Source organism: Streptomyces sp. NPDC048106, from assembly GCF_040706415.1.
GTDB lineage: Bacteria > Actinomycetota > Actinomycetes > Streptomycetales > Streptomycetaceae > Streptomyces.
This window is the reverse complement of the sequence record NZ_JBEZND010000001.1, coordinates 14,215-36,444: the sequence shown is the minus strand read 5'-3', so window position 1 is coordinate 36,444 and position 22,230 is coordinate 14,215. Positions and strand designations below refer to the sequence as shown.

General features: G+C 70.9%; 16 protein-coding genes. 9 read left to right on the top strand and 7 right to left on the bottom strand.

Annotation, left to right across the window (positions count from 1 at the left end; translation table 11 throughout):
* The first annotated feature begins 176 nt into the window (after positions 1-176).
* The 4 genes from AB0927_RS00140 (at position 177) to AB0927_RS00125 (ending at position 5,981) form a co-directional block, all read left to right on the top strand.
* Positions 177-1,088 (top strand): ABC transporter permease, encoded by a 912-nt coding sequence (locus AB0927_RS00140; RefSeq protein WP_366665173.1) that lies wholly within the window; start codon positions 177-179, stop codon positions 1,086-1,088.
* Positions 1,081-1,932 (top strand): ABC transporter ATP-binding protein, encoded by an 852-nt coding sequence (locus AB0927_RS00135; protein ID WP_366665172.1) that lies wholly within the window; start codon positions 1,081-1,083, stop codon positions 1,930-1,932. Before AB0927_RS00140 ends, AB0927_RS00135 begins: the two co-directional genes overlap by 8 nt.
* A 180-nt stretch (positions 1,933-2,112) precedes the next feature.
* Complete coding sequence (locus AB0927_RS00130) at positions 2,113-4,308, top strand: CDP-glycerol glycerophosphotransferase family protein (protein WP_366665171.1); 2,196 nt, start codon at positions 2,113-2,115, stop codon at positions 4,306-4,308.
* Complete coding sequence (locus AB0927_RS00125; protein WP_366665170.1) at positions 4,305-5,981, top strand: glycosyltransferase family 2 protein; 1,677 nt, start codon at positions 4,305-4,307, stop codon at positions 5,979-5,981. The genes AB0927_RS00130 and AB0927_RS00125 overlap by 4 nt, the downstream gene beginning before the upstream one ends.
* A 60-nt stretch (positions 5,982-6,041) precedes the next feature.
* Here the strand turns inward: AB0927_RS00125 and AB0927_RS00120 are convergent, their stop codons facing one another.
* The 3 genes from AB0927_RS00120 to AB0927_RS00110 form a co-directional block, all read right to left on the bottom strand.
* Positions 6,042-7,523, bottom strand: a complete 1,482-nt coding sequence (locus AB0927_RS00120; protein WP_366665169.1) for a hypothetical protein — start codon at positions 7,521-7,523, stop codon at positions 6,042-6,044.
* Positions 7,524-7,536: 13 nt separating this feature from the next.
* Positions 7,537-8,016, bottom strand: coding sequence for a GtrA family protein (locus tag AB0927_RS00115; RefSeq protein ID WP_366665168.1), 480 nt, complete (start codon positions 8,014-8,016; stop codon positions 7,537-7,539).
* A gap of 149 nt (positions 8,017-8,165) precedes the next feature.
* Positions 8,166-13,121: an NAD-glutamate dehydrogenase gene (locus AB0927_RS00110; protein WP_366665167.1), complete on the bottom strand. Its 4,956-nt coding sequence runs from the start codon at positions 13,119-13,121 to the stop codon at positions 8,166-8,168.
* A gap of 578 nt (positions 13,122-13,699) precedes the next feature.
* Between AB0927_RS00110 and AB0927_RS00105 the strand changes: the two genes are divergently transcribed.
* On the top strand, positions 13,700-14,266 hold the full coding sequence (locus AB0927_RS00105) for a DJ-1/PfpI family protein (protein WP_366665166.1): 567 nt from the start codon (positions 13,700-13,702) through the stop codon (positions 14,264-14,266).
* Between the two features lie 45 nt (positions 14,267-14,311).
* On the opposite strand, the gene AB0927_RS00100 is transcribed toward AB0927_RS00105, so the two are convergent.
* Entirely contained in the window at positions 14,312-14,980 is a 669-nt protein-coding gene (locus AB0927_RS00100) for an HAD family hydrolase (RefSeq protein ID WP_366665165.1), read from the bottom strand.
* A gap of 52 nt (positions 14,981-15,032) precedes the next feature.
* The gene (locus AB0927_RS00095; protein ID WP_366665164.1) at positions 15,033-15,545 is read right to left on the bottom strand and encodes a hypothetical protein; all 513 of its coding nucleotides are present in this window, start codon (positions 15,543-15,545) and stop codon (positions 15,033-15,035) included.
* An 82-nt stretch (positions 15,546-15,627) separates the two neighbouring features.
* On the opposite strand from AB0927_RS00095, the gene AB0927_RS00090 reads away from it, so the two are divergent.
* The gene (locus tag AB0927_RS00090) at positions 15,628-15,831 is read left to right on the top strand and encodes a hypothetical protein (RefSeq protein WP_366665163.1); all 204 of its coding nucleotides are present in this window, start codon (positions 15,628-15,630) and stop codon (positions 15,829-15,831) included.
* 41 nt (positions 15,832-15,872) lie between these two features.
* Complete coding sequence (locus AB0927_RS00085; RefSeq protein WP_366665162.1) at positions 15,873-16,415, top strand: Rv3235 family protein; 543 nt, start codon at positions 15,873-15,875, stop codon at positions 16,413-16,415.
* Positions 16,416-16,481: 66 nt separating this feature from the next.
* Here the strand turns inward: AB0927_RS00085 and secA are convergent, their stop codons facing one another.
* On the bottom strand, positions 16,482-19,295 hold the full coding sequence (secA, locus tag AB0927_RS00080; protein WP_366665161.1) for a preprotein translocase subunit SecA: 2,814 nt from the start codon (positions 19,293-19,295) through the stop codon (positions 16,482-16,484).
* 254 nt (positions 19,296-19,549) lie between these two features.
* On the opposite strand from secA, the gene AB0927_RS00075 reads away from it, so the two are divergent.
* Together AB0927_RS00075 and AB0927_RS00070 are read left to right on the top strand one after the other, a co-directional pair.
* Positions 19,550-20,122, top strand: coding sequence for a GNAT family N-acetyltransferase (locus AB0927_RS00075; protein ID WP_366665160.1), 573 nt, complete (start codon positions 19,550-19,552; stop codon positions 20,120-20,122).
* A 48-nt stretch (positions 20,123-20,170) separates the two neighbouring features.
* Positions 20,171-21,373 (top strand): crosslink repair DNA glycosylase YcaQ family protein, encoded by a 1,203-nt coding sequence (locus AB0927_RS00070; RefSeq protein WP_366665159.1) that lies wholly within the window; start codon positions 20,171-20,173, stop codon positions 21,371-21,373.
* A gap of 38 nt (positions 21,374-21,411) precedes the next feature.
* Here AB0927_RS00070 and AB0927_RS00065 read toward each other — a convergent pair whose 3' ends face one another.
* A complete protein-coding gene (locus tag AB0927_RS00065; RefSeq protein ID WP_366665158.1) occupies positions 21,412-22,167 on the bottom strand; it encodes a response regulator transcription factor in 756 nt (251 codons plus the stop codon).
* Positions 22,168-22,230 lie beyond the last annotated feature (63 nt).

Here is a 22,230-nt window from a genome sequence, read left to right as displayed (position 1 = left end):
TTGCGTTGCGACGTCCCTTGGTTCTACGCTCACGTTGCGACGATACGGTCCCGTCCCGTCGTAAGAGAACGTGAAGAGAAGCGTAAGGAAACGCCGGACGACGGGACCGGCCCGCCGCGGTTCGCGCCACAGTCGGATCCGCGGCACCCCCACTCCCCCGAGCGAAAGCAGCGGATGTGAGCCAGGTCCTCGACACACCGCCCCCGATCCAGGCCCCTGCCGACGACCTCAGGGCGCTGGCCGCCAGGCACGGCCTGTCGGTGAGCGGCGCCCGTCCCTCCCTGTCGGAGTACGTCCGCCAGCTCTGGGCCCGGCGCCACTTCATCACCGCCTTCGCCACCGCCAAGCTCACCGCGCAGTACAGCCAGGCGAAGCTCGGCCAGGTCTGGCAGGTCATGACCCCGCTACTGAACGCGGCGGTCTACTACTTCATCTTCGGCGTGCTGCTGGGCACCAAGAGGGGTGTCCCGGACTACATCCCCTTCCTGGTCACCGGCGTTTTCGTGTGGACGTTCACGCAGAGCTCGATCCAGGTCGGCACCCGGGCGATCTCCGGCAACCTCGGCCTGGTGCGCGCCCTGCACTTCCCGCGCGCCGCGCTGCCGATCTCCTTCTGCATCCAGCAGCTCCAGCAACTGCTGTTCTCGATCGCCGCCCTGGTCGTCATCCTGCTCTGCTTCGGCGTGCCGGTCAGCGCCTCCTGGCTGCTGATCGTCCCGGCGCTGTTCCTCCAGTTCACCTTCAACGCGGGCGTGGCCATGATCATGGCCCGGTGGGGTGCCAAGACCCCGGACATCGCCCAGCTGATGCCGTTCATCCTGCGCACCTGGATGTACGTGTCCGGCGTGATGTGGAGCATCGACAACCTCACGAAGAAGGACCACCTGCCGCACGTCGTCATGGTCCTGCTCCAGGCCAACCCGGCCGCGGTCTATATCGACCTCATGCGCTTCGCGCTGATCGACAGCTTCCACGCCCGGCAACTGCCCCCGCACGTGTGGCCGATCGCCGTCGGCTGGGCCCTGGTCGCCGGCCTCGGCGGCTTCATCTACTTCTGGAAGGCTGAGGAGACCTACGGCCGTGGCTGAGCAGACCGAGCAGACCCAGCAGAGCGCGCACACCGACCGGATCCCCACCGTCGTCGCCGACCGCGTCGACATCGTCTACCGGGTCAACGGCACCGGGGGGGGCCGCGGCTCCGCCACCGCAGCCCTCAACCGCATCATGCGGCGCAAGCAGGCCGAGAAGGCCGCCGGCGTGCGCCGGGTGCACGCGGTGAAGAAGGTGTCGTTCATCGCCTACAAGGGCGAGGCGATCGGCCTCATCGGCACCAACGGCTCCGGCAAGTCCACCCTGCTCAAGGCCGTCGCCGGCCTGCTGCCGGTGGAGAGCGGCCACATCTACACCAACGGCCAGCCCTCCCTCCTCGGCGTCAACGCGGCACTGATGAACGACCTCACGGGCGAGCGCAACGTGCACCTCGGCGGCCTCGCCATGGGCATGTCCCGCGAGCAGATCAAGGAGCGCTACGAGGACATCGTCGAGTTCTCCGGGATCAACGAGAAGGGCGACTTCATCACCCTTCCGATGCGCACGTACTCCTCCGGCATGGCCGCCCGGCTGCGCTTCTCCATCGCCGCCGCCAAGGACCACGACGTGCTGCTCATCGACGAGGCCCTGGCCACCGGCGACCGCAGGTTCCAGGTGCGCTCGGAGGAGCGGATCCGCGAGCTGCGCGCCACGGCGGGCACCGTCTTCCTGGTCAGCCACAACAACAAGTCGATCCGCGACACCTGCGAGCGGACGCTGTGGCTGGAGCGCGGCGAACTGCGCATGGACGGCCCCACCGAGGAGGTCATGAAGGAGTACGAGGCCTTCACCAACGACAAGTCGGACAAGGCGAAGAAACCCGCCCCGAAGAAGGCCGCGTAACGCGCCCGGAAACCCAACACCACGTAAAGGCGGCCAACGAGGCAACCAGGGGCCCGGAGTGCCTGTCTAACCAGCCGGGCCCCCCTTCTTACCTCGAACGTGTACATCCTTTTCATCCGCTTAGTGACAGTATGTTATGAAGGGTGATCCTCCACCGACGAGCCGAAGGAGTCCCCCGCGATGCCCCAACTCAGCGTCATCGTCTACGGACCCAACGCGCAGGGGCATCTGACGGAGCTGCTCGACTCCTTGGAAGCTCACCCGCTGTCCGATGCCGAGGTCGTGGTCGCCGCCGTCGGCGACTGGGCCCGGGAGACGGCCGGGGGGCACACCCCCGACACCGTCGTGGTCCCGCTCCCGGACGGCACCACCGACGCGGCCGCCCGGGCCGCGGGCGCCGCCCGCGCCTCCGGCCGCTGGCTGCACTTCGTGCACGCCAAGGACGGCCTGCCGGCCGGCGCGCCCCGCCTGATCGCCGAGCGCGCCGCCGAGCTGGACGACTCCGTGGACGTCCTCCTCCTCGACCACCTCACCACCACCTGGCAGAGCGCCGCCCGCCCCTCCCGCGACGGCCGCTTCCTCGCCGCCGTCGGCCGCGCCGACCGCCCCCTGGACGAGGCCGCCGACCTGCTGCGCCTGACCCCGCTGCTCGGCAACCGCGCCCTGCGCAGGGAGTTCTGGGTAGCGCACGAGGAGCGGCTCACCACCGACGACGAGCCGCGCGCCGCGCACGCCGCCCTGCTGTACGCGGACCGCGTCGCCTGCCTCAACCAGGTGGCGTACGAGAACCGCGAGCTGCGCCCCGAGAGCCTGCCGCCGCTCGCCCCCGAGGACCGCTTCGGCCTCATCGAGCGCTACGAGTCGCTGATGCCGCTCGCCCGGGACCGCCGCGCCCCGCGCGTGGTGCTCTACGACCTGATGATGCGCGACCTGGTGCGCACCTTCGCCGGCGAGAACCTGCCCGACGAGGTGGCCCGCGAGTTCTTCCGCCGCGCCTCCCTCGCGGCGGTGCGCTGGCGCCCCGAGCGATACGAGCACCCGGCGGGCGTGGAGGGCGTGCGGCACGCGCTGCTGGAGGAGGGCGCGTACACCAGGTACCGCGCGTTCCAGGCCGCCAACCGCGCCCGCCGCGCCGCCCGCAAGGCCGTGCGCACCCACAAGCGCCGGCTGGCCGCCAAGCTGCGCGACCAGCAGTACCGGCGCGCCCTGACCCGTCCCGTCGATCCCGGCCTCGCGGTGTTCGCGGCCTACTGGGAGCGCGGCGTGGCCTGCAACCCGGCCGCCATCGCCGCCCGGCTGGCCGAACTCGCCCCGCACATCCACCCGGTGTGGGTCGTCTCGAAGGACAACACGGCCCTGCTGCCGCCCGGCACCGACCACGTGGTCCCCGGCACCCGCCGCTACTGGGAGGTGCTGGCCACCGCCAAGTACCTCGTCAACAACGTCAACTTCCCCAACGCGGTGGTCAAACGGCCCGACGCGATCCACCTCCAGACCCACCACGGCACCCCGCTCAAGCGCATGGGCCTGGACCAGATGGAACACCCGGCCGCCGCCAAGGGACTGGATTTCGCGGCGCTGCTGGCCCGCATCGACCGCTGGGACTACAGCGTGAGCGCCAACAGCCACTCCACCCGGATGTGGGAGCGCGCCTACCCGGCCCGCTACACCTCGCTGGACCACGGCTATCCGCGCAACGACGTCTTCTACACCAGCGGCGCGGACGCGGTCCGGGCCGCCCGCGCCCGGCTCGGCATCGCCCCCGGCAAGACGGCGATCCTCTACGCGCCCACCCACCGCGACTACGAGGCCGGCTTCACCCCGCGCCTCGACCTCGCCGAACTCGCCGACCGGCTCGGCGAGGACACCGTCCTGCTGGTGCGCGCCCACTACTTCTACGGCGGCGCCACCTCCCCGCTGACCGGCCTGCGCCGCTCCGGGCGGCTCATCGACGTCTCCTCCTACGACCCCGTCGAGGAACTGTGCCTGGCCGCCGACGCGCTGGTCACGGACTACTCGTCGATCATGTTCGACTACGCCAACCTGGACCGCCCGATCGTCGTCTACGCCGACGACTGGGAGACCTACCGCACCACCCGCGGCGTCTACTTCGACCTGATGACCGACCATCCGGGCCAGGTCGCCCGCACCCAGGAGGAGCTGACGGAGATCTTCCGCTCCGGCGCCTGGCGCGACGACAACGCGGCCAAGGCCCGCGCCGCCTTCCGGCGCCGGTTCTGCGAGTACGACGACGGCCGCGCCGCCGAACGGGTCGTACGACGGGTGTTCCTGGGCGAGCCGGAGGAGGCGCTGCCACCGGTGCTGCCGATCGAGGACCGCACCCCCGCCCCGACCCCCGAGGAGGCCACGGCATGACGACCCCGGCCACGACCCCCGACGTCACGGTCACCGTCATCGTGTACAACGACGCGGCCCGCCTGCCCCGGGCGGTCGCCTCGCTGCGCGCGCAGACGCACGCCGACATCGAGATCATCATCAGCGACGACCACTCCACCGACGACACGCCCGAGGTGGCGCGCCGGCTGGCCGCGGAGGACCCGCGCGTGCGCTATCTCCGGCTGCCGGAGAACAGCGGCGGGTGCAGCGCCCCGCGCAACCGGGCCATCGAGATCGCCCGCGCGCCGTACCTGATGTTCCTCGACAGCGACGACGAACTCCCGCCGGGCGCCGTGGAGTCGCTGCTGGCCGCGCACCGCGAGCGCGAGGTCGACTTCACCATGGGCGCGGTGCGCCGGGTGCGGGTGGACAACGGGCGGCGTACGACATGGATGCCGCACCTGGTCGCCGAGCGGCGCACCGTCGAGGGCATCGAGGCCGACCCCAGGCTGCTGTTCGAGCACCTGTCGACCAGCAAGATGTACGCGCGCTCCTTCCTGGACCGGCACGGACTGCGCTTCCCCGAGGGCATCCACTACGAGGACCAGCTGTTCTCGGCCCAGGCGTACTGCCTGGCGAAGGCGTTCACGATCATCCCGGACCCGGTGTACGTCTGGTACATCGACCCGTTCGCGGCGGCCGCCTCGGCCTCCATCTCCAACCAGCGGCACAAGGTCACCAACGTGCGTGACCGGGTCCATGTCCAGCGGCTCATCGACGACTTCCTGGTGGAGAGCGGACACGCGGGGCTGCGCGAGGACAAGGACTTCAAGTTCCTCAAGCACGACTTCCGGATGTACGCGGGCGACCTGCCCTACCGGGACGAGGAGTGGCTGGCCGCGTTCGCGGACATCATGAACCCGTACCTGGACACCCTGGCCCCGGGGGCGTTCGCCCGGCTGCCCCGGCCCGAGCGGGTGGTCCTGGAACTGCTGCGCTCCGGCCGCCTCGCCGACGCGCGGTTCGCGGCGCGGGGGCTGGGCCAGGACGTGGCGCCGCGCCAGGTCACGACGGACGCGGCGGGCGCCCCGTACTGGGGCGACAGCGTCCCGGACACCGAGCGTGGCCGCCGGGAACTGGACGTCTCGGACCTGGAGTTGGACACGCGTCCGTTCCCGACGGCGCAGTTCCGGCACGAGATCACCGAGCTGGTCCGGGGCAGCGGGGCGTCCGTGACACTCGCCGTGCGCACGTACGACCCCGGGCTGCGCCTCCCCGTCGGGCCCCAGCGCGCCGGGCTGATCGTCTCCCCCGGCGGGCGCCGGATGACGGTGCCCTTCCGCCTGGACCCGGTCAGCCCCGGTGTCTTCGAGGGCACGGTGCGGCTGGACCTCGCCGCCGCGCGCCTCCCGCTCCAGGGATTCCAGGGCATCCGCCATCCCCTGGTCCGCCTGAACCAGCAGGGCCTGTGGAACTCCGGCGTCCTCCTGGCCCCCCTGGACTTCCCCCCGGCCACGACCCGCGTCGAATACCGCTCCGGCACCACGCCCCACTCGGTCACGGTCGAACCGGAGGGCCGCAACCCCGGCCGCCTGCAACTGCGCTGGGAGCCGGTGGGGGTGACGGCGGCGGTGATCCGCCCGGTCCTGCACAAGGTCGCCCGGCCGAGGGTGCGCAAGGCCGCGAAGCTGGTCGCGAGCTTCCTGAAATAGGCCCGGCCCTCTCGTGTCGGCGGCACCGCGGCCCCGTGGACCTCCACGGGGCCGCGGTGCTCAGGGCTCGACCCGGTACAGGACCTGGTGGGCGGGACCGGTCGTCACCTTCCGCAGTCCGGGCCCGGCCAGGTCCGCCGGCCCCACGACCCACCGGACGCCGTACTCCCGCAGAATCCCCCGCCGCCGCGACGCGGACGCGTCCGCCGCGAAGAACCGGTCCACCGCCGCCGCCCGCCGCGCGGCGTCCGGCAGGAACACGTCCGGATATCCCGGCGCGACGGTGTACGCCCCGTACGCCGGGATCTGCCGCGCCGGAACCGTCCGGGCCATCACCACGTCCCCGTACCGCACCCACGGCGTGAGCCAGTGGTAACCGACCCACGGCGCCTGGTACTTGGCGGCCAGCACGGACGGAAGCGCGCCCTTCCCGGTCGCGTACCCGAGCGTCCCGGCCTGCCCCCAGAAACCCACCGCCAGCGCGAGGCCGAGCACGCACGCCCACCCAGCCCGCACCGGCCGCCGCCCGGCGGACACCACCTCCAGCGCGGCGGCGAGCTGCGCCGGGACGAGCGCGGCGGGCAGCGCGCGCCCCCAGGAGTAGTGGCCGGTCAGCCCGCCCGCCGCGACCACCAGCGCGCCGAGCACGAAGAACAGCACCAGGGCGTCCCACCGGTCCCGCCGGAAACGCAGGGCCAGCGCGACCACCCCCAGCAGCACCAGCCCGAACCGTGCGAACAGGTGCTGGTACAGCGACCTGTGGATGGCCTCCAGGTCGGCCCCGGCGGAGAACAGCGAGAAGAAGTCGTAGTACGGCCACAGCCACAGCAGCACCGCCCCGAGCGCCAGGGCGCCCCCGAGCCGCAGCCACACATCCCGTCCCGGCCGCGCGGAGACGACCATGGCCAGCGCGCCGAGCGTGGCGACGACGCCCGTGAACTGGTGGCAGAGCAGGATCAGCGCCCACAGCACCCCGAGGCCCAGCCACCGCCCCCAGGACGCCCGCGAGCGCAGCGCCCGGGTGAGCCAGGCCCAGAAGTGGAAGGTGAGACCGAGCGCGAACACACTCGGATAGGAGATGGTCAGGGCGAGGGAGTGCAGCCCGATGAACCCGCTCCAGTTGAGGACGTCCGTCCCCCACAGCAGCACCAGGCTCAGCAGGGCCAGCGCCGGCGCGGCGCGGTGCGCGCTGAGGGTGCGGACGTACCGCCACACCCCGGTGACCAGCAGCGCCAGCCCCACAAGCGCGCCGACGCGCAGCACCACGAACACCGACAGGCCGGTCACCTTGGCGAGCGCGCCCAGCAGCAGCATCCACGGCGAGTAGTACGGGCTCGGCGTGTCCGCGTCGACCAGCGGATTGCCGGGGTGCGCGAGGCTGTGGCCGAGCCGCTGGATCGTGGCCGCATGCATGCCGAGGTCGCCGATCCACGGCAGCCGGACGATCACCGCCAGCAGCAGCGCCACCACCAGCGCCGCGGCCGCCCAGGGCACCGCACGGGCCGCCCGCGCGCCGCCGCTCGACGGCTCCGGCCAGCTCACCCGTTCTGCGAGGTCAGACTGCGCTGCGTGCATCCTGCTGGAACACCCATGTCCGGTAGACGAGAAAACGGAAAGCGGAGGCGAGGACGATCGACAGCGCCTTCGCCGCATTCGAGCCCATCACGCCGCGCATACCGAGACCGTGATAGCCGATCCAGAACAGGCCGATCTCCATCACCACACCGAGTCCGCTGAACACGAAGAACAGCAGGATCTGACGGCGGGTGCGCGAGGCCCGGTCGCGATAGGCGTAATAACGGAAGCCCAGGTAATTGGTCGCCATCGCGATGACACTGGCCGCCACGGTCGCGGTCATCGCCCGCCAGAGCAGGCCGTGCAGCAGCAGATTGAAGACCAGGAAATTGACCAGGACACCGCTGCCGCCGACGATCCCGAATTTCACGACCTCCAGCACGACACGGGTGACCGGCCGGGCCGGAGCCGGCCCCGGAGGCGCTGCTGCCGGACGGATCTCGGTGAGGTTCGCTGTCACAGCGCAGACCCTATCCGAAAGACACCGGCGAGCAGGAAATGGTAAATCCGCCGATCTCCTTTGTACAAAGGTCGGCAAGAAAAGGAACGCCCCGGGCCGGTTCTTCATCGGCCCGGGGCGTTCTCAGCCTCGTACTGGTACCGCCACGGCTACGAGTGCGTGCGCAGCAGCGTCCGCATCGTCCGCATCGCCACCGACAGGTTGGCGAGGTCGAAGGCGTCCGAACTGCGGATCTCCTCCAGGGTGGCGCGCGCCCGGCTCAGGATCGGGGCGTTCTTCCGCTCCCAGTCCGTGAAGCGCTGCTCCGGCGACGAGGTGCCGTTGCCCACCGCGAGCACGTCCGCGGTGAGCGCCGCGTGCGCCGCGTAGAGGTCCTCGCGGATGGAGGCGCGGGCCATGGACTGCCAGCGGTCGTTGCGGGGCAGCTCGATGATGCGGTCCATCAGCTGGCTGATGCCCAGGCGGTCGGCGAGGTCGTAGTAGACCTCGGCGACGTCCAGCGGCTCCTTGCCCATGCGGTCGGCCACCGAGACGATGTCGAGCGCCGGGAAGGCCGAGGAGAACCCGGCCACCCGGGTGGCCAGCTCGTCCGGGACGCCGGCCGCGGACAGCTCGTCGTACACGTGCTGGTACCACTCCAGGTCCGCGCCCCGCACCAGCTTGGGCAGTTGCTGCCAGACCTGCTCGACGCGCTCGGCGAAGAACTCCACCGTCTCGGCGAGCTGGAGCGGCTGCGGCCGGTTGTTGAGCAGCCAGCGGGTGCCGCGCTCGACCAGGCGGCGCGAGTGCAGCCGGATACGGGTCTGGACGTCGGCGTCGACCCGGTTGTCCAGCTCCTCCACCGCGTCCCACACCGGGGCCGAGCAGAAGATCGCGCGGGCCGCGGTCTGGGCACGGACGATCTCCTCCAGGGAGGCGCCGGTCTCCTCGCGCAGCCGGTGCAGATACGTCGTACCGCCCGTGTTGACCGTGTCGTTGACCAGCACCGTGGTGGTGATCTCGCGGCGCAGCGGGTGGTTGTCGACGGCCTCCGAGAATCGCTCGCGCAGGGCGGTCGGGAAGTAGGCGTGCAGCAGCGTGCGCAGGTACGGGTCGTCCGGCAGCGAGGTGCCCAGCAGCTCCTCGGCGACCGTGATCTTCGTGTACGCCATGACGACGGCCGTCTCCGGGCCGGTCAGGCCCTGGCCCTGGCCGAGGCGCTCGCGGATCTGGCGGTCGGTCGGCAGGAACTCCAGCGCCCGGTCCAGGTGGCCCTCGCGCACCAGGTGGCGGATGAACCGCTGCTGGGCGTTGAGCATGTCCTTCGCCTGGAAGAGGGCGTTGGCGAGCGCGGTGTTCTGCGCATAGTTGTTGCGCAGCACCAGGGCGCCGACCTCGTCGGTCATCTCGGCGAGCAGCTTGTTGCGCTGCTTGACGGTCATGTCGCCGTCCGCGACCAGGCCGTTCAGCAGGATCTTGATGTTCACCTCGTGGTCGGAGGTGTCCACGCCGGCGCTGTTGTCGATCGCGTCGGTGTTGATCTTGCCGCCGTGGTTGGCGAACTCGATGCGGCCGAGCTGGGTCAGGCCCAGGTTGCCGCCCTCGCCGACCACCTTGACGCGCAGGTCGGCGCCGTCGACGCGGATGGCGTCGTTGGCCTTGTCGCCGACGTCCGCGTTCGACTCCGCCGACGACTTCACGTAGGTGCCGATGCCGCCGTTCCACAGCAGGTCGACCGGCGCTTCGAGGATCGCCTTCATCAGGTCGGCCGGGGTCATCTTGGCGATCTTGCCCTCGATGCCGAGGGCCTCGCGGATGTGCGCGTTGAGCTGGATCGACTTGGCGCTGCGCGGGAAGATCCCGCCGCCCGCCGACAGCAGCTCGGTGTCGTAGTCGGCCCAGCTGGAGCGGGGCAGCTCGAACAGCCGGCGGCGCTCGGCGTACGAGGTGGCCGCGTCCGGGACCGGGTCGATGAAGATGTGCCGGTGGTCGAAGGCGGCGACCAGGCGGATGTGCTCGGACAGCAGCATGCCGTTGCCGAACACGTCACCGGACATGTCGCCGATGCCGACGACCGTGAAGTCCTCGGACTGGGAGTCCACGCCCAGCTCGCGGAAGTGCCGCTTGACCGACTCCCAGGCGCCACGCGCGGTGATGCCCATGCCCTTGTGGTCGTAACCCGCCGAGCCGCCGGAGGCGAAGGCGTCGCCGAGCCAGAAGTTGTACTTCTCGGCGACCCCGTTGGCGATGTCGGAGAAGGTGGCGGTGCCCTTGTCGGCCGCGACGACCAGGTAGGTGTCGTCGCCGTCGTGCCGCACCACGTCCTTGGGCGGTACGACCTCGCCGCCGACCATGTTGTCCGTGATGTCCAGCAGCGCCGAGATGAACGTCTTGTAGCTGGCGACGCCCTCCGCGAGCCACGCGTCCCGGTCCTGCGCCGGGTCGGGCAGCTGCTTGGCGACGAAGCCGCCCTTGGCGCCGACCGGCACGATGACGGTGTTCTTCACCATCTGCGCCTTGACCAGGCCGAGGATCTCGGTGCGGAAGTCCTCGCGCCGGTCCGACCAGCGCAGACCGCCGCGCGCGACCTTGCCGAAGCGCAGGTGCACGCCCTCGACCCGCGGCGAGTACACCCAGATCTCGAACGCCGGACGCGGCGCGGGCAGGTCCGGGATGGCCTGCGGGTCGAACTTCATCGACACGTAGTCGTGCGGGTGGCCGTCGGGGCGCCGCTGGAAGAAGTTGGTGCGCAGGGTCGCCTTGATGACGGTCAGGAAGGAGCGCAGGATGCGGTCCTCGTCCAGGCTCGCCACCTGGTCCAGGGCCGCGTCCAGCTCCTCCAGCAGCGCGTCCGTCAGCTCCAGTCCGGCCTGCTGCCGCTCCGGGGACATGCGCGCCTCGAACAGGGAGACGAGCAGCCGGGTGGTGTGGACGTTGTTGCGGAGGGTGTCCTCCATGTAGTCCTGCGAGAAGGTCGAACCGGCCTGGCGCAGGTACTTGGCGTAGGCGCGCAGCACCATCGCCTCGCGCCAGTTCAGCCCGGCGCTGAGCACGAGGGAGTTGAAGCCGTCGTTCTCCGCGCGGCCGGTCCAGGTCGCGGCGAACGCCTCCTGGAAGCGCTCGCGGCCGTCGTCGCCCAGGTAGTCGCCGTTGCCGCCGCCGAGCGACTTCGGGATGCGCAGACCGAAGTCGTAGATCCAGCCGGTGGTGCGGTCCGAGCAGCGCAGCTCGTAGGGCCGCTCGTCCACGACCTCGACGCCGATGCGCTGGAGGACCGGCAGCACGGCGGACAGGGAGACGGAGGAACCCTTGCGGTAGATCTTGAAGCGGCGCTCGTCGGGGGCGGCGCCGACCGGCTCGTACAGGCTCAGCGCGAAGTCGTTGCCCGGCTCCTCGGTCAGCCGCTCCAGGTGCACGAGGTCGGCGACGGCCGCGCGCGGGGTGTGGTCGGCCTTGTAGCCCTCGGGGAAGGCGTTGGTGTAGCGGCGCAGCAGCTCGGCGGCGCGCTCCTCGCCCAGCTCGGCGGTGAGCGCCTCGGCGAACCCGTCCGCCCAGGAACGGGCGGCCTCGACCAGGCGGGCCTCGATGCGGTCCTTGTCGGCGTCCGACAGCTCGGGCAGCTCGGTGCCCTGCGGGACGCGGACGACGAAGTGCAGCCGGGAGAGGATCGACTCGGTGTTCCAGGCGGTGAAGTCGACGCTGATGCCGCCGAGCTCCTCCTTCAGGATGTCGATGATCCGCAGGCGCACGCCGGTGGTGTAGCGGTCGCGCGGCAGGTAGACGAGGGCCGAGTAGTAGCGGCCGTACTCGTCCTGGCGCAGGTAGAGGCGCAGCCGGCGGCGCTCCTGGAGGTAGAGCACGCTGGTGACGATCGACTGGAGCTCGGCGGCCGGCGTCTGGAACAGCTCGTCGCGCGGGTAGGTCTCCAGGATCTGGAGCAGGTCGCGGCCGTCGTGGCTGCTGGGCAGGAACCCGGCGCGGTCCAGCACCTCGGCGACCTTGCGGCGGATGACCGGGACCCGGCGCACCGACTCGGTGTACGCGGCCGAGGAGAACAGGCCGAGGAAGCGGCGCTCCCCGACGACATTGCCGTCCTTGTCGAACTTCTTGACGCCGATGTAGTCCAGGTACGACGGCCGGTGCACGGTCGACCGGCTGTTCGCCTTGGTCAGCACCAGCAGCTTGTGCTCGCGGGCCTTGGCGCGGGCGTCGGCCGGCAGCCGCTCGAAGGAGGGGCTGACCGGGTGCTGGTCGTCCTCGGCGTGTTGCGGGTCGGAGCGCAGGATGCCGAGGCCGGTGCCGGGCACGGCGGCCAGGGTGTCGTCCTCGCGCAGCTGGTACTCGCGGAAGCCCAGGAAGGTGAAGTGGTCGGTGGCGAGCCAGCGCAGCAGCTCGCGGGCCTCCTCGACCTCGGGCTTCGGCAGGTCGGCGGGGACCGGCTCGCTCTCCAGCTCGCCGGCGATCCGCGCCGCCGCCTCCCGCATCTTCTCCCAGTCCTCGACGGCCTCGCGGACGTCGGACAGCACGCGCAGCAGGTCGGAGGTGATCTGCTTCAGATCGGCGCGGTCGGTCTCGCGGTCGATCTCGACGTGGATCCAGGACTCGACGTGCGCGTCGTGCGGCAGGCCGGTGGCGGAGGTGGGCGGGGTCGGCAGGATCTCCAGCAGCTTGCCGGTGAGGTCGCGGCGGACCACGACCTGCGGGTGGATCACGACATGGATGCCGCGTCCGCCCCGGGTCAGCTCGTTGGTGACGGAGTCGACGAGGAACGGCATGTCGTCGGTCACGACCTCGACGACCGTGTGGCTGCACGTCCAGCCGTTCTCCTCGACCGTCGGGGTGTGCACCCGGACGTTCGCGGTGCCCTGGGGCCGGTTCTCGGCGAGACGGTAGTGCGAGACCGCGGCGCCGAAGGCGTCCACCGGGTCGCGGTCGGCGAGGTCCTCGGGTGCGGTGTGCAGGTAGTACCGCTGGAGGAACGCGAGCGTGGATTCGCTGTCCGGGGTGTCCGGGGAGCCCTCGCCCGTCGACCCGGTCGGTAGGTGCCCCCCGACCGGGCTGTTCTCAGCTACCCGAGCGGCCCGTTCGAGCAGCTCGGCCTTGGCTTCGTCCAGCTTGGTCTGCATTGTCCTCTGACTCCTGTCGCGCGCCGTTGCGTGACGTAGAAGGAAGTACTGGCTCGTCCCCTGCGGCTCGACGCCACGGCCCGGGGTTTCCGGTCCGCTCCGACGCTATGCCGCCAGGCGAGATGAGCGGGGGGTATTCGGCCATTTCCGGCACGACCATCGGGTGTGACGCTGCTCTCGGCACCGTCGCTTTCCGGGCCGGCCTCGGCGTCCTGGGGGCATCGGCGCCCCCGCCCCGCCCGCGAAGACCAGCGACCGCCGCCCGGTCACGGAGATCCTCCGTGCAACCCGGGCGCAGGGCGGGAGCCGGATCGCTCCCGCGAGCTATCGCGCTGATCACGCCACCAGGCTATCGCCCCTCACCCCGAAACCGTCATGAGCCGTATGTGTACAAAACAGGGGGTCAAAGTTTGACGTTCTGCACAGCACCGGAGGCCGCGCGGGTGGCGTAACCGGATTTCGGCCAGTCGGGGAGCGGGGTGGGGTAGCGGCACGCCGCCTCCCGCCGCACCCTGAAAGCCACGGCTCAGGTGCCACCGCTCAGGAGTCCGTCCCGTCCGTCCCGGAGGAGCGCCGACATGCCCGCGAAGATCCTCATCGTCACCGGCGACGCAGCGGAGTCCCTGGAGGTGCTCTACCCCTACCAGCGCCTGCGCGAGGAGGGCTACGACGTCGACATCGCGGCTCCCTCCCGCAAGACGCTCCGCTTCGTCGTGCACGACTTCGAGCCCGGCTACGACACGTACACCGAGAAGCCCGGATACACCTGGCCCGCCGACCTCGCCTTCGCCGAGGTGGACCCCGGCGCGTACGCCGCCCTCGTCATCCCCGGCGGCCGGGCTCCCGAGTACCTGCGCAACGACCCCGAACTGCGCAAGATCCTCAAGTCCTTCTTCGACGCGGACAAACCGGTCGCCCAGATCTGCCACGGCCCCCTGCTCACCGCCGCGATCGACACCCTGCGCGGCCGCCGGGTCACCGCCTATCCGGCGCTGGAACCCGACATGCAGTCCGCCGGCGCGAGCTTCCAGGACACCGAGACGGTGACGGACGGCACGCTGGTCTCGGCGCGGGCCTGGCCGGATCACCCGGGATGGATGCGGGAGTTCCTCAAGGTGCTGCGCGCGAAGGCTCCGGTGAACTAGGGAGTCGCGCGGCGGCACCGGCGCCGGGCGCCGTCGAGGGCTCGCTCACCCGGCTATTCGCTGCGCGACCTCCACCGCCTCCGCCAGCGTGTCCACCACCGGCACCCCGGCCGCCTCCAGGCTGGCCCGGCTGTGCGACCCCCCGGTGTACAGCACCGCCCCCGCCCCCACGTACCGCGCCGCCACCGCGTCGTCCGCCGCGTCCCCGATCACCACGGTCCGCCCCGGCTCCGCCGCCCCCGCGAGCCGCGACAGGTGCCGCACCATGTGCTCCGCCTTGCTGCCCCCGGACGGCCCCGTGCGCCCGTCGACGCGTACGAACTGCTCCTCGATCCCGAACCCCCGTACCAGCGGCACCAGTTCCTCATGCCCGTACATGCTCAGCAACGACTGGCTGTGCCCCGCCGTCCGCCATCCCCGGAGCAGTTCCGCGGCCCCGTCGGTCAACGCGCAGCGCGCCCGCTGCTCCTTGTAGCGCCGATGGAATATCCCGTCCATCAGCTCCCACTCGGCGTCGCTCGGCAGCCGCCCCATCAGCCGCTCGTAGAACTTCGGCACCGGCACGCAGTACAACGCCCGGTACTGCTCCAGCGTGATCGGCGCCAGCCCCAGCTCCGCGAAGGCGGCGTTGGTCGCCTCGATGATCGCTTCGTTGTCGTGGAACAGCGTCCCGTTCCAGTCCCAGACGATGTGCGCGCGTGACTGCTTCCCCATGTCCAAGACCGTACCCGGCCCCACTGACAATGCCGCCGGACGGTCCGCCCGGTCAGCCCCGGCCGACGAGGTTGGGGATCTCCTGCGTGGCGTACCACAGCAGTTCGTGGTCGTCGGCCCCGTCCACGGCGGCCTGCGCGTCGTCGTCCCCGGCGTCCGCCGCCGCCAGCGCCCGCGCCGCGGCGGTCACGTCCCGCTCCGCGTCGTCGGCGTCGAGATGGACCGCCGCCGCCTTGGCGAGCGGCACCGTCACCCTCACGCTCACCTCGCCCGGCGCGGCCGGGTCGGGCCCGCGGTCCGGACCGGCCGCGGCGGCGCCGTCGGCCACGTCCACGGCCACCACGACCCGGCGCCGCGGCGCGTCCTCGTCGGCCGCGAGGAGGCGCAGCGAGGCCAGCGCGGCTTGGCCGAGCGCCGCGTACTCGAGTTCCTCGGTGTCGTCGGAGCGGTACCAGTCGCGCAGGCCGGGCGTGACGGCGTAGGCGGCGAAGGGGCCGGCCCCCAGCTCACCCGTCCTGTGCGCCTCGGCGAGACCGGGGAGGGTCAGGGGGACGTAGACGCGCATGCTCGCCGCTCTTTCCTGCTCAATGGCTCCGCTGGGCCCCGGGCGGGCCGCTGCCCCGCCTTCCGGAGGGCCTTCAGGATACGTGCGGCTGTCCCCTTTCGAGTTCCTGCCCACACCCCGCGAGCGTCAGCTCCGCACCTCGAACCTCACCCGGTCCACCCGCATGAACTCGGGGCTCAACACCCTGTCCATCCCCCTCAGGGGTGATACCCGTCGGCCCCTCGCCACCATCGCCCACGTCCTTGCCGCGCCGCCCCCCGCCCCGTACAAGATCCCCACCAGCTAGTTACCGCCCGGTATCCCCGGGCCCGCCGAACGGGGACCCCCATGAACAAGGTCATGAGCCGCACCCCCCACCCCCGCCCCCGCCACCGCCCGCCGACCCGCCACGACACCCGCCGCCCCTCGTCGGCCCCGCGCCGCGCGTCCGCCGACAGCCGTACCACCCCGCGCACGGCACGCACCCAGCCACCCCGGACGGCACCTGCACCGGCCCAGCCGCCCCGCACGGCTCCTCAGCCGGCCGCACGGCCCCCTCGCCCCACCGACCTCTTCGCGGACCGTCTGCTGGCCGTCCTCAGCGGTCAGCGCCCGGTCCACTGGATGCTGCGCCACACCGCGGGCCGCGCCTACGACGACCTGGCCCGCCTCGCCGCTCACGGCCCCCTGCGCACGCGGGGCGCCCGCCCCGTCGTGCGCGACATCGGCTACTACGTCGCCCGCGAGGGCGCTCTGGAGGTCTTCGCCCGCATCGCCGCCGGAAACCAGCTCCGCGCCCTGGCTTTCCGCCTCGAACTCGGCGCCGACCTCCGCTGGCGCTGCACCGCCGTGGAAACGGGCCCGCGCCCCCAGCCAAGCCCCCGAGCCTGATCCGGCCCCGGCAACACGAAAGGGCCGGGCTCCCAGCGGAACCCGGCCCTTCTCACGACAGGCGCGTCACTTCTTGCGACGCCGCCCGCCCTTGGCCTGCTTGCGCCGCTCCGCCCGCGTCAGCCCGTCCGACTCGGACCGCACCGGCCCGTCGTCCTCCAGGTCGCGCTCGACGATGCCGCCCTCGCCGTCCACCGTCGGCGCGGAGAAGTGCAGGTCCCGCCGCTGCGGGACGTCGAGCCCCTTCGCGCGGATCTCCGGACGGCCCGCACCCGCCTGCGCCGGCACCGCGTCCTGGACGCCCTCGCCGACCGGCTCGGCCTCCTCGACCGGCACCTCCTCGACCTGCTGCTCGACCTGGACCTCCAGGTTGAACAGGTAGCCGACGGACTCCTCCTTGATGCCCTCCATCATCGCGGTGAACATGTCGAAGCCCTCACGCTGGTACTCGACCAGCGGGTCCTTCTGCGCCATCGCGCGCAGGCCGATGCCCTCCTGGAGGTAGTCCATCTCGTAGAGGTGCTCACGCCACTTGCGGTCGAGGACCGACAGCACGACCCGCCGCTCCAGCTCCCGCATGATCTCGGAGCCGAGCTGGGCCTCTCGGGCCTCGTACTGCTCGCGGACGTCCTCCTTGATGGACTCCGAGATGAACTCGGCGGTCAGACCGGCCCGGTCGCCGGCCGCCTCCTCCAGCTCCTCGACGGTGACCTTCACCGGGTAGAGCTGCTTGAAGGCGCCCCACAGCCGGTCCAGGTCCCAGTCCTCGGGGAAGCCCTCGGCGGTCTCCGCGGCGACGTACGCGTCGATCGTGTCGTTCATGAAGTGCTGGATCTGCTCCTGCAGGTCCTCGCCCTCCAGCACGCGCCGGCGCTCGCCGTAGATGACCTCGCGCTGGCGGTTGAGCACCTCGTCGTACTTCAGGACGTTCTTACGCGTCTCGAAGTTCTGCTGCTCGACCTGCGACTGCGCGGAGGCGATCGCGCGGGTGACCATCTTGTTCTCGATCGGCACGTCGTCCGGCACGTTCGCCATGGACATCACGCGCTCGACCATCTGGGCCTTGAACAGACGCATCAGGTCGTCGCCGAGGGAGAGGTAGAAGCGGGACTCGCCGGGGTCGCCCTGACGGCCGGAACGACCGCGCAGCTGGTTGTCGATGCGCCGCGACTCGTGCCGCTCGGTGCCGAGGACGTAGAGCCCGCCGAGCTCCTCGACCTCGTCCTTCTCCGCCTTTACCGCCTGCTCGGCCTTCTCCAGGGCGGCGGGCAGGGCGGCGGCCCACTCCTCGATGTGCTCCTCGGGGTCGAGGCCGCGCTGGCGCAGCTCCGCCTCGGCGAGGTCCTCGGGGTTGCCGCCGAGCTTGATGTCCGTACCACGGCCGGCCATGTTGGTGGCGACCGTCACGGCCCCCTTGCGGCCGGCCTGCGCGACGATCGACGCCTCGCGCTCATGGTGCTTGGCGTTCAGCACCTCGTGCTGGATGCCGCGCTTGCTGAGCTGCTGCGAGAGGTACTCGGACTTCTCGACGGAGGTGGTGCCGACGAGGATCGGCTGGCCCTTCTCGTGCTTCTCGGCGATGTCGTCCACGACCGCCTCGAACTTGGCCACCTCGGTGCGGTAGATCAGGTCCGACTGGTCCTTGCGCACCATCGGCCTGTTGGTCGGGATGGGGACGACGCCGAGCTTGTAGATCTGGTGGAACTCGGCGGCCTCGGTCATCGCCGTACCGGTCATGCCGGAGAGCTTGTTGTAGAGGCGGAAGAAGTTCTGCAGGGTGATGGTGGCGAGCGTCTGGTTCTCGTCCTTGATCTCCACCCCTTCCTTCGCCTCGATCGCCTGGTGCATGCCCTCGTTGTAACGGCGGCCGGCGAGGATACGGCCGGTGTGCTCGTCGACGATCATCACCTCGCCGTCGATGACGACGTAGTCCTTGTCCTTCTTGAACAGTTCCTTCGCCTTGATGGCGTTGTTCAGGTAGCCGACGAGCGGGGTGTTCACCGACTCGTAGAGGTTGTCGATGCCCAGCCAGTCCTCGACCTTGCCGACGCCGGACTCGTGGATGGCGACGGTGCGCTTCTTCTCGTCCACGTCATAGTCGCCGGTTTCCTCGACGCCCTTGAGCGGGTTGCCGGCCTCGCCCTTCTTCAGGCGCAGGACGAGCTTGGCGAAGTCGCCGTACCACTTGGTGGCCTGGTCGGCCGGGCCGGAGATGATCAGCGGCGTACGGGCCTCGTCCACGAGGATGGAGTCGACCTCGTCCACGATGGCGAAGTTGTGGCCGCGCTGCACCAGCTCGTCCTGCGACCACGCCATGTTGTCGCGCAGGTAGTCGAAGCCGAACTCGTTGTTCGTGCCGTAGGTGATGTCGCACGCGTACTGCTCGCGGCGCTGGGCCGGGGTCATGCTGGCGAGGATGACGCCGACCTCGAGGCCCAGGAACTTGTGGACGCGGCCCATCATCTCGGAGTCGCGCTCGGCCAGGTAGTCGTTGACCGTGACGATGTGGACGCCGTCGCCGGACAGCGCGTTCAGATAGGCGGGCAGGGTGCCGACGAGGGTCTTGCCCTCACCGGTCTTCATCTCGGCCACGTAGCCGAGGTGGAGCGCGGCGCCGCCCATGATCTGCACGTCGTAGTGACGCTGGCCGAGGACGCGCTTGGCGGCCTCGCGGACGGTGGCGAACGCCTCGGGGAGCAGGTCGTCCAGGCTCTCACCATCGGCGTACCGCTGCTTGTACTCCTCGGTGAGGGCCCGCAGCTCGGCGTCGGAGAGGTCGACGAAGTCCTCTTCGATGGAGTTGACCTGGTCCGCGATGCGGTGCAGCTTGCGCAGGATCTTGCCTTCGCCTGCACGCATGATCTTCGAGAGGACGGACACGGGGGCTGGTCTCCTTGCCGGTCGGGCCTGGGACGGTCGGTTTTCCATGTGACGTACTGAGCAACGGCCATCGTATGCGAGGACCCCGCCGCGCCGGGAGGGCCTGGCACCCCGGCCGCTGCTTCACAGGAATAACGGACGGGCTATCCGGATAGTGCCGCATCGACGCAGGGATTTGTGCGAAATGTGATCGCGTGCTCACGGATCGCGGAAAACAATGGCCCTCCGCCGGGCGGTACGAGCAGAATCGCCCGATGGAACCCGTCACTCTCACCACCGGCCGTCTTCGTCTGCGCGCCGTCGGACCGGCCGACACCGAGGCCGTGTACGAGGCCGCCCAGGACCCCGACATCCAGCGCTGGACCACGATCCCCTCCCCCTACCTGCGCGAGCACGCCCGTGGTTTCACGCACGAGATGGTCCCGGAAGGCTGGGCGCAGGGTTCGATGTTCACCTGGGGGATCTTCCAGGCCCAAGATGAGCTGGCCGGCATGCTCAGCCTCTCGATGCGCGGGCCCGCCGCGGCGGAGCTCGGCTTCTGGGCCGCCAAGGAGCACCGCGGCCACGGCTATGTCACGGAGGCCGCGCTCTCGGCCTGCCGCTGGATCTTCACCGACCTGGGCGTCGACCGTGTCGAGTGGCGCGCCGAGGTCGGCAACCACGGCTCGCGCAAGGTCGCCGAACGCGCGGGTTTCACCCTGGAGGGCACCCTGCGCTCCGCCATCAACAACAAGGGCGTGCGCCGGGACTGCTGGATCGCCTCCCTGCTCCCCTCGGACCTCGGCCTGCCGTCCACCGCCCCCTACTTGCCGAGGTCCGCACAGTAATCCGCAGCTCAGCGCGGGTTGTCAGTGCCGCCCTCTATCGTCCGAGGCATGACGACCCTGCCGCGCCCGACCACCACGCTCACCGCGGACGACGCCCGCCGTATCGCCCTGCGGGCCCAGGGCCTGCTGGGCGCGCCCGACCGCCGGTCCGGGGTGCGCGGGGTGCTGCGGCACCTCGGCGCGGTCCAGCTCGACACCATCTCGGTCCTCGCCCGCTCGCACGAACTCGTGCCGTACGCCCGCCTCGGCGCCGTCGGCCGCAAGACCGTCGAGCAGGCGTACTGGCGGCCGGATTCCGCGGGCGCGTCCCCGGCGGGCCCGCACGCCTTCGAGTACTGGTCGCACGCCGCCTGTCTGCTGCCCGTCGAGGAGTGGCCGCACTTCGCCTTCCGCCGCCGCGCCTACCGCAACCGCCCGCACTGGAACCACGAACTCCCCGACGGCGCCTACGAACAGGTCGTCAAGCAGCTGCGCACGGAGGGCCCGCTGACCGCGACCGAGCTGGGCGGCGCGAAGCGGACCAGCGAGTGGTGGGACTGGTCCGGCACCAAGGTCGCGGTCGAACGGGCGCTGATGTACGGCGAGGTGGTGTGCGTCGAACGCCGCGGCTGGAAGCGGGTCTACGACCTGGCCGAACGCGCCGTCCCCGCCTCGCTGCTGCACGACGAGCTGGACGACGCCGAGTGCCTGCGCCGCCTGGTCCGGCTGGCCGGCGAGTCGCTGGGGGTGGGCACCCGCGCGGACATCGCCGACTACCACCGGCTGAAGGCCGAGCAGGTGGACGCGGTGATCGAGGACTCGGGCCTGGTGCCGGTCGAGGTGGAGGGCTGGGGCAGGCCGGCCTGGGCGGATCCGGCGGCCCTGGCGACCCCGCCGCGCGGCCGCCACCGCACCACCCTGCTCTCGCCCTTCGACTCGCTGATCTGGGAACGGGCGCGCACGGAACGGATCTTCGGCTTCACCCACCGCCTGGAGGCGTACGTCCCCAAGCCCAAGCGGGTGTACGGCTACTTCGCCATGCCGGTGCTCGCGGGCGGCCGGCTGGTCGGGCGTGTCGACCCGGCCCGGGAGGGTCGCACCCTGGTGGCCCGGCAGGTCACCCTGGACGGTCCCAAGGCGGTCCCGGCGGTCGCCCAGGCCCTGCTCGAAGCCGCCACGTGGGTGAATTGCACCAATGTCCGCGTGGAGCGCGTGGACGCCCCCGCCCTGCACGGACCACTCACCACGGAACTCGCCCGGACCCTCGGCTGAGCGGAGACGGCGGACGACGGACGGCTGACGACGGGCGGCTAACGGATCTCCAGGATCTTCTCCCGCATCGCGTAGACCACGGCCTCCATCCGGGAGTGCAGCTGCAGTTTCTCCAGGATGTTGCGGACGTGGTTCTTCACGGTGTTCTCGGAGATGAACAACTCCTTGGCGATATCCCGGTTGTTCATCCCCGTGGCGACGAGTTTGAGGACTTCCAGTTCACGGTCGGTCAGCCGGGGCGCGGGCACCAGCCGGCGCTCGTCGGTGCGCTGGATCATCGACTTGAACTCGGTGAGGAGTTTCGACGCCATGGACGGGCTGATCTGCGACTGCCCGTCGGCCACCGCGCGAATGGCGGTGGCCACCTCGTCGGTGGAAATCTCCTTGAGCAGATATCCGGTGGCGCCCGCCTTGATCGCGTCGTAGAGGTCGGCCTCCTCGTCGCTGATCGTCAGCATGATGATCTTCGCGCTGGGGGCGACCTCCTTGATGGAGGTGCACGCCTCGATCCCTCCGCGGCGGGGCATCCGGACGTCCATCAGCACGATGTCCGGCAGCAGATCGGCGGCCTTGTCGACGGCCTCGGCGCCATCGCCCGCCTCGCCGACGACCTGGATGTCCTCCTCGGCCGCGAGCACGATCTCCAGGCCGCGCCGGAAGAGCGCGTGGTCGTCCACCACCAGGACTCTGATCGGTTCCTCGCGCGACGAGCCCCCGCCGGAGCACATGCCGAGGACACCGTCGTCGGTGTCGTCGGCCTCCTCGCTCCGCATCGGTCCGAAGGTGTCCGCCATCGTTCCTCCCCCTGAAGGCTGTGGCCTGTGTGGTCCCGTGCCATCGCCAACCCAAGGCAGCGG

Bases quoted from the DNA above. Each gene is read 5' to 3' on its own strand.
- AB0927_RS00110 (WP_366665167.1), bottom strand. From the start codon at position 13,121: ATGCAGACCAAGCTGGACGAAGCCAAGGCCGAGCTGCTCGAACGGGCC.
- AB0927_RS00095 (WP_366665164.1), bottom strand. From the start codon at position 15,545: ATGCGCGTCTACGTCCCCCTGACCCTCCCCGGTCTCGCCGAGGCGCAC.
- AB0927_RS00075 (WP_366665160.1), top strand. From the start codon at position 19,550: ATGGAACCCGTCACTCTCACCACCGGCCGTCTTCGTCTGCGCGCCGTC.
- AB0927_RS00125 (WP_366665170.1), top strand. From the start codon at position 4,305: ATGACGACCCCGGCCACGACCCCCGACGTCACGGTCACCGTCATCGTG.
- AB0927_RS00100 (WP_366665165.1), bottom strand. From the start codon at position 14,980: ATGGGGAAGCAGTCACGCGCGCACATCGTCTGGGACTGGAACGGGACG.
- AB0927_RS00105 (WP_366665166.1), top strand. From the start codon at position 13,700: ATGCCCGCGAAGATCCTCATCGTCACCGGCGACGCAGCGGAGTCCCTG.
- AB0927_RS00065 (WP_366665158.1), bottom strand. From the start codon at position 22,167: ATGGCGGACACCTTCGGACCGATGCGGAGCGAGGAGGCCGACGACACC.
- AB0927_RS00130 (WP_366665171.1), top strand. From the start codon at position 2,113: ATGCCCCAACTCAGCGTCATCGTCTACGGACCCAACGCGCAGGGGCAT.
- AB0927_RS00070 (WP_366665159.1), top strand. From the start codon at position 20,171: ATGACGACCCTGCCGCGCCCGACCACCACGCTCACCGCGGACGACGCC.
- AB0927_RS00085 (WP_366665162.1), top strand. From the start codon at position 15,873: ATGAACAAGGTCATGAGCCGCACCCCCCACCCCCGCCCCCGCCACCGC.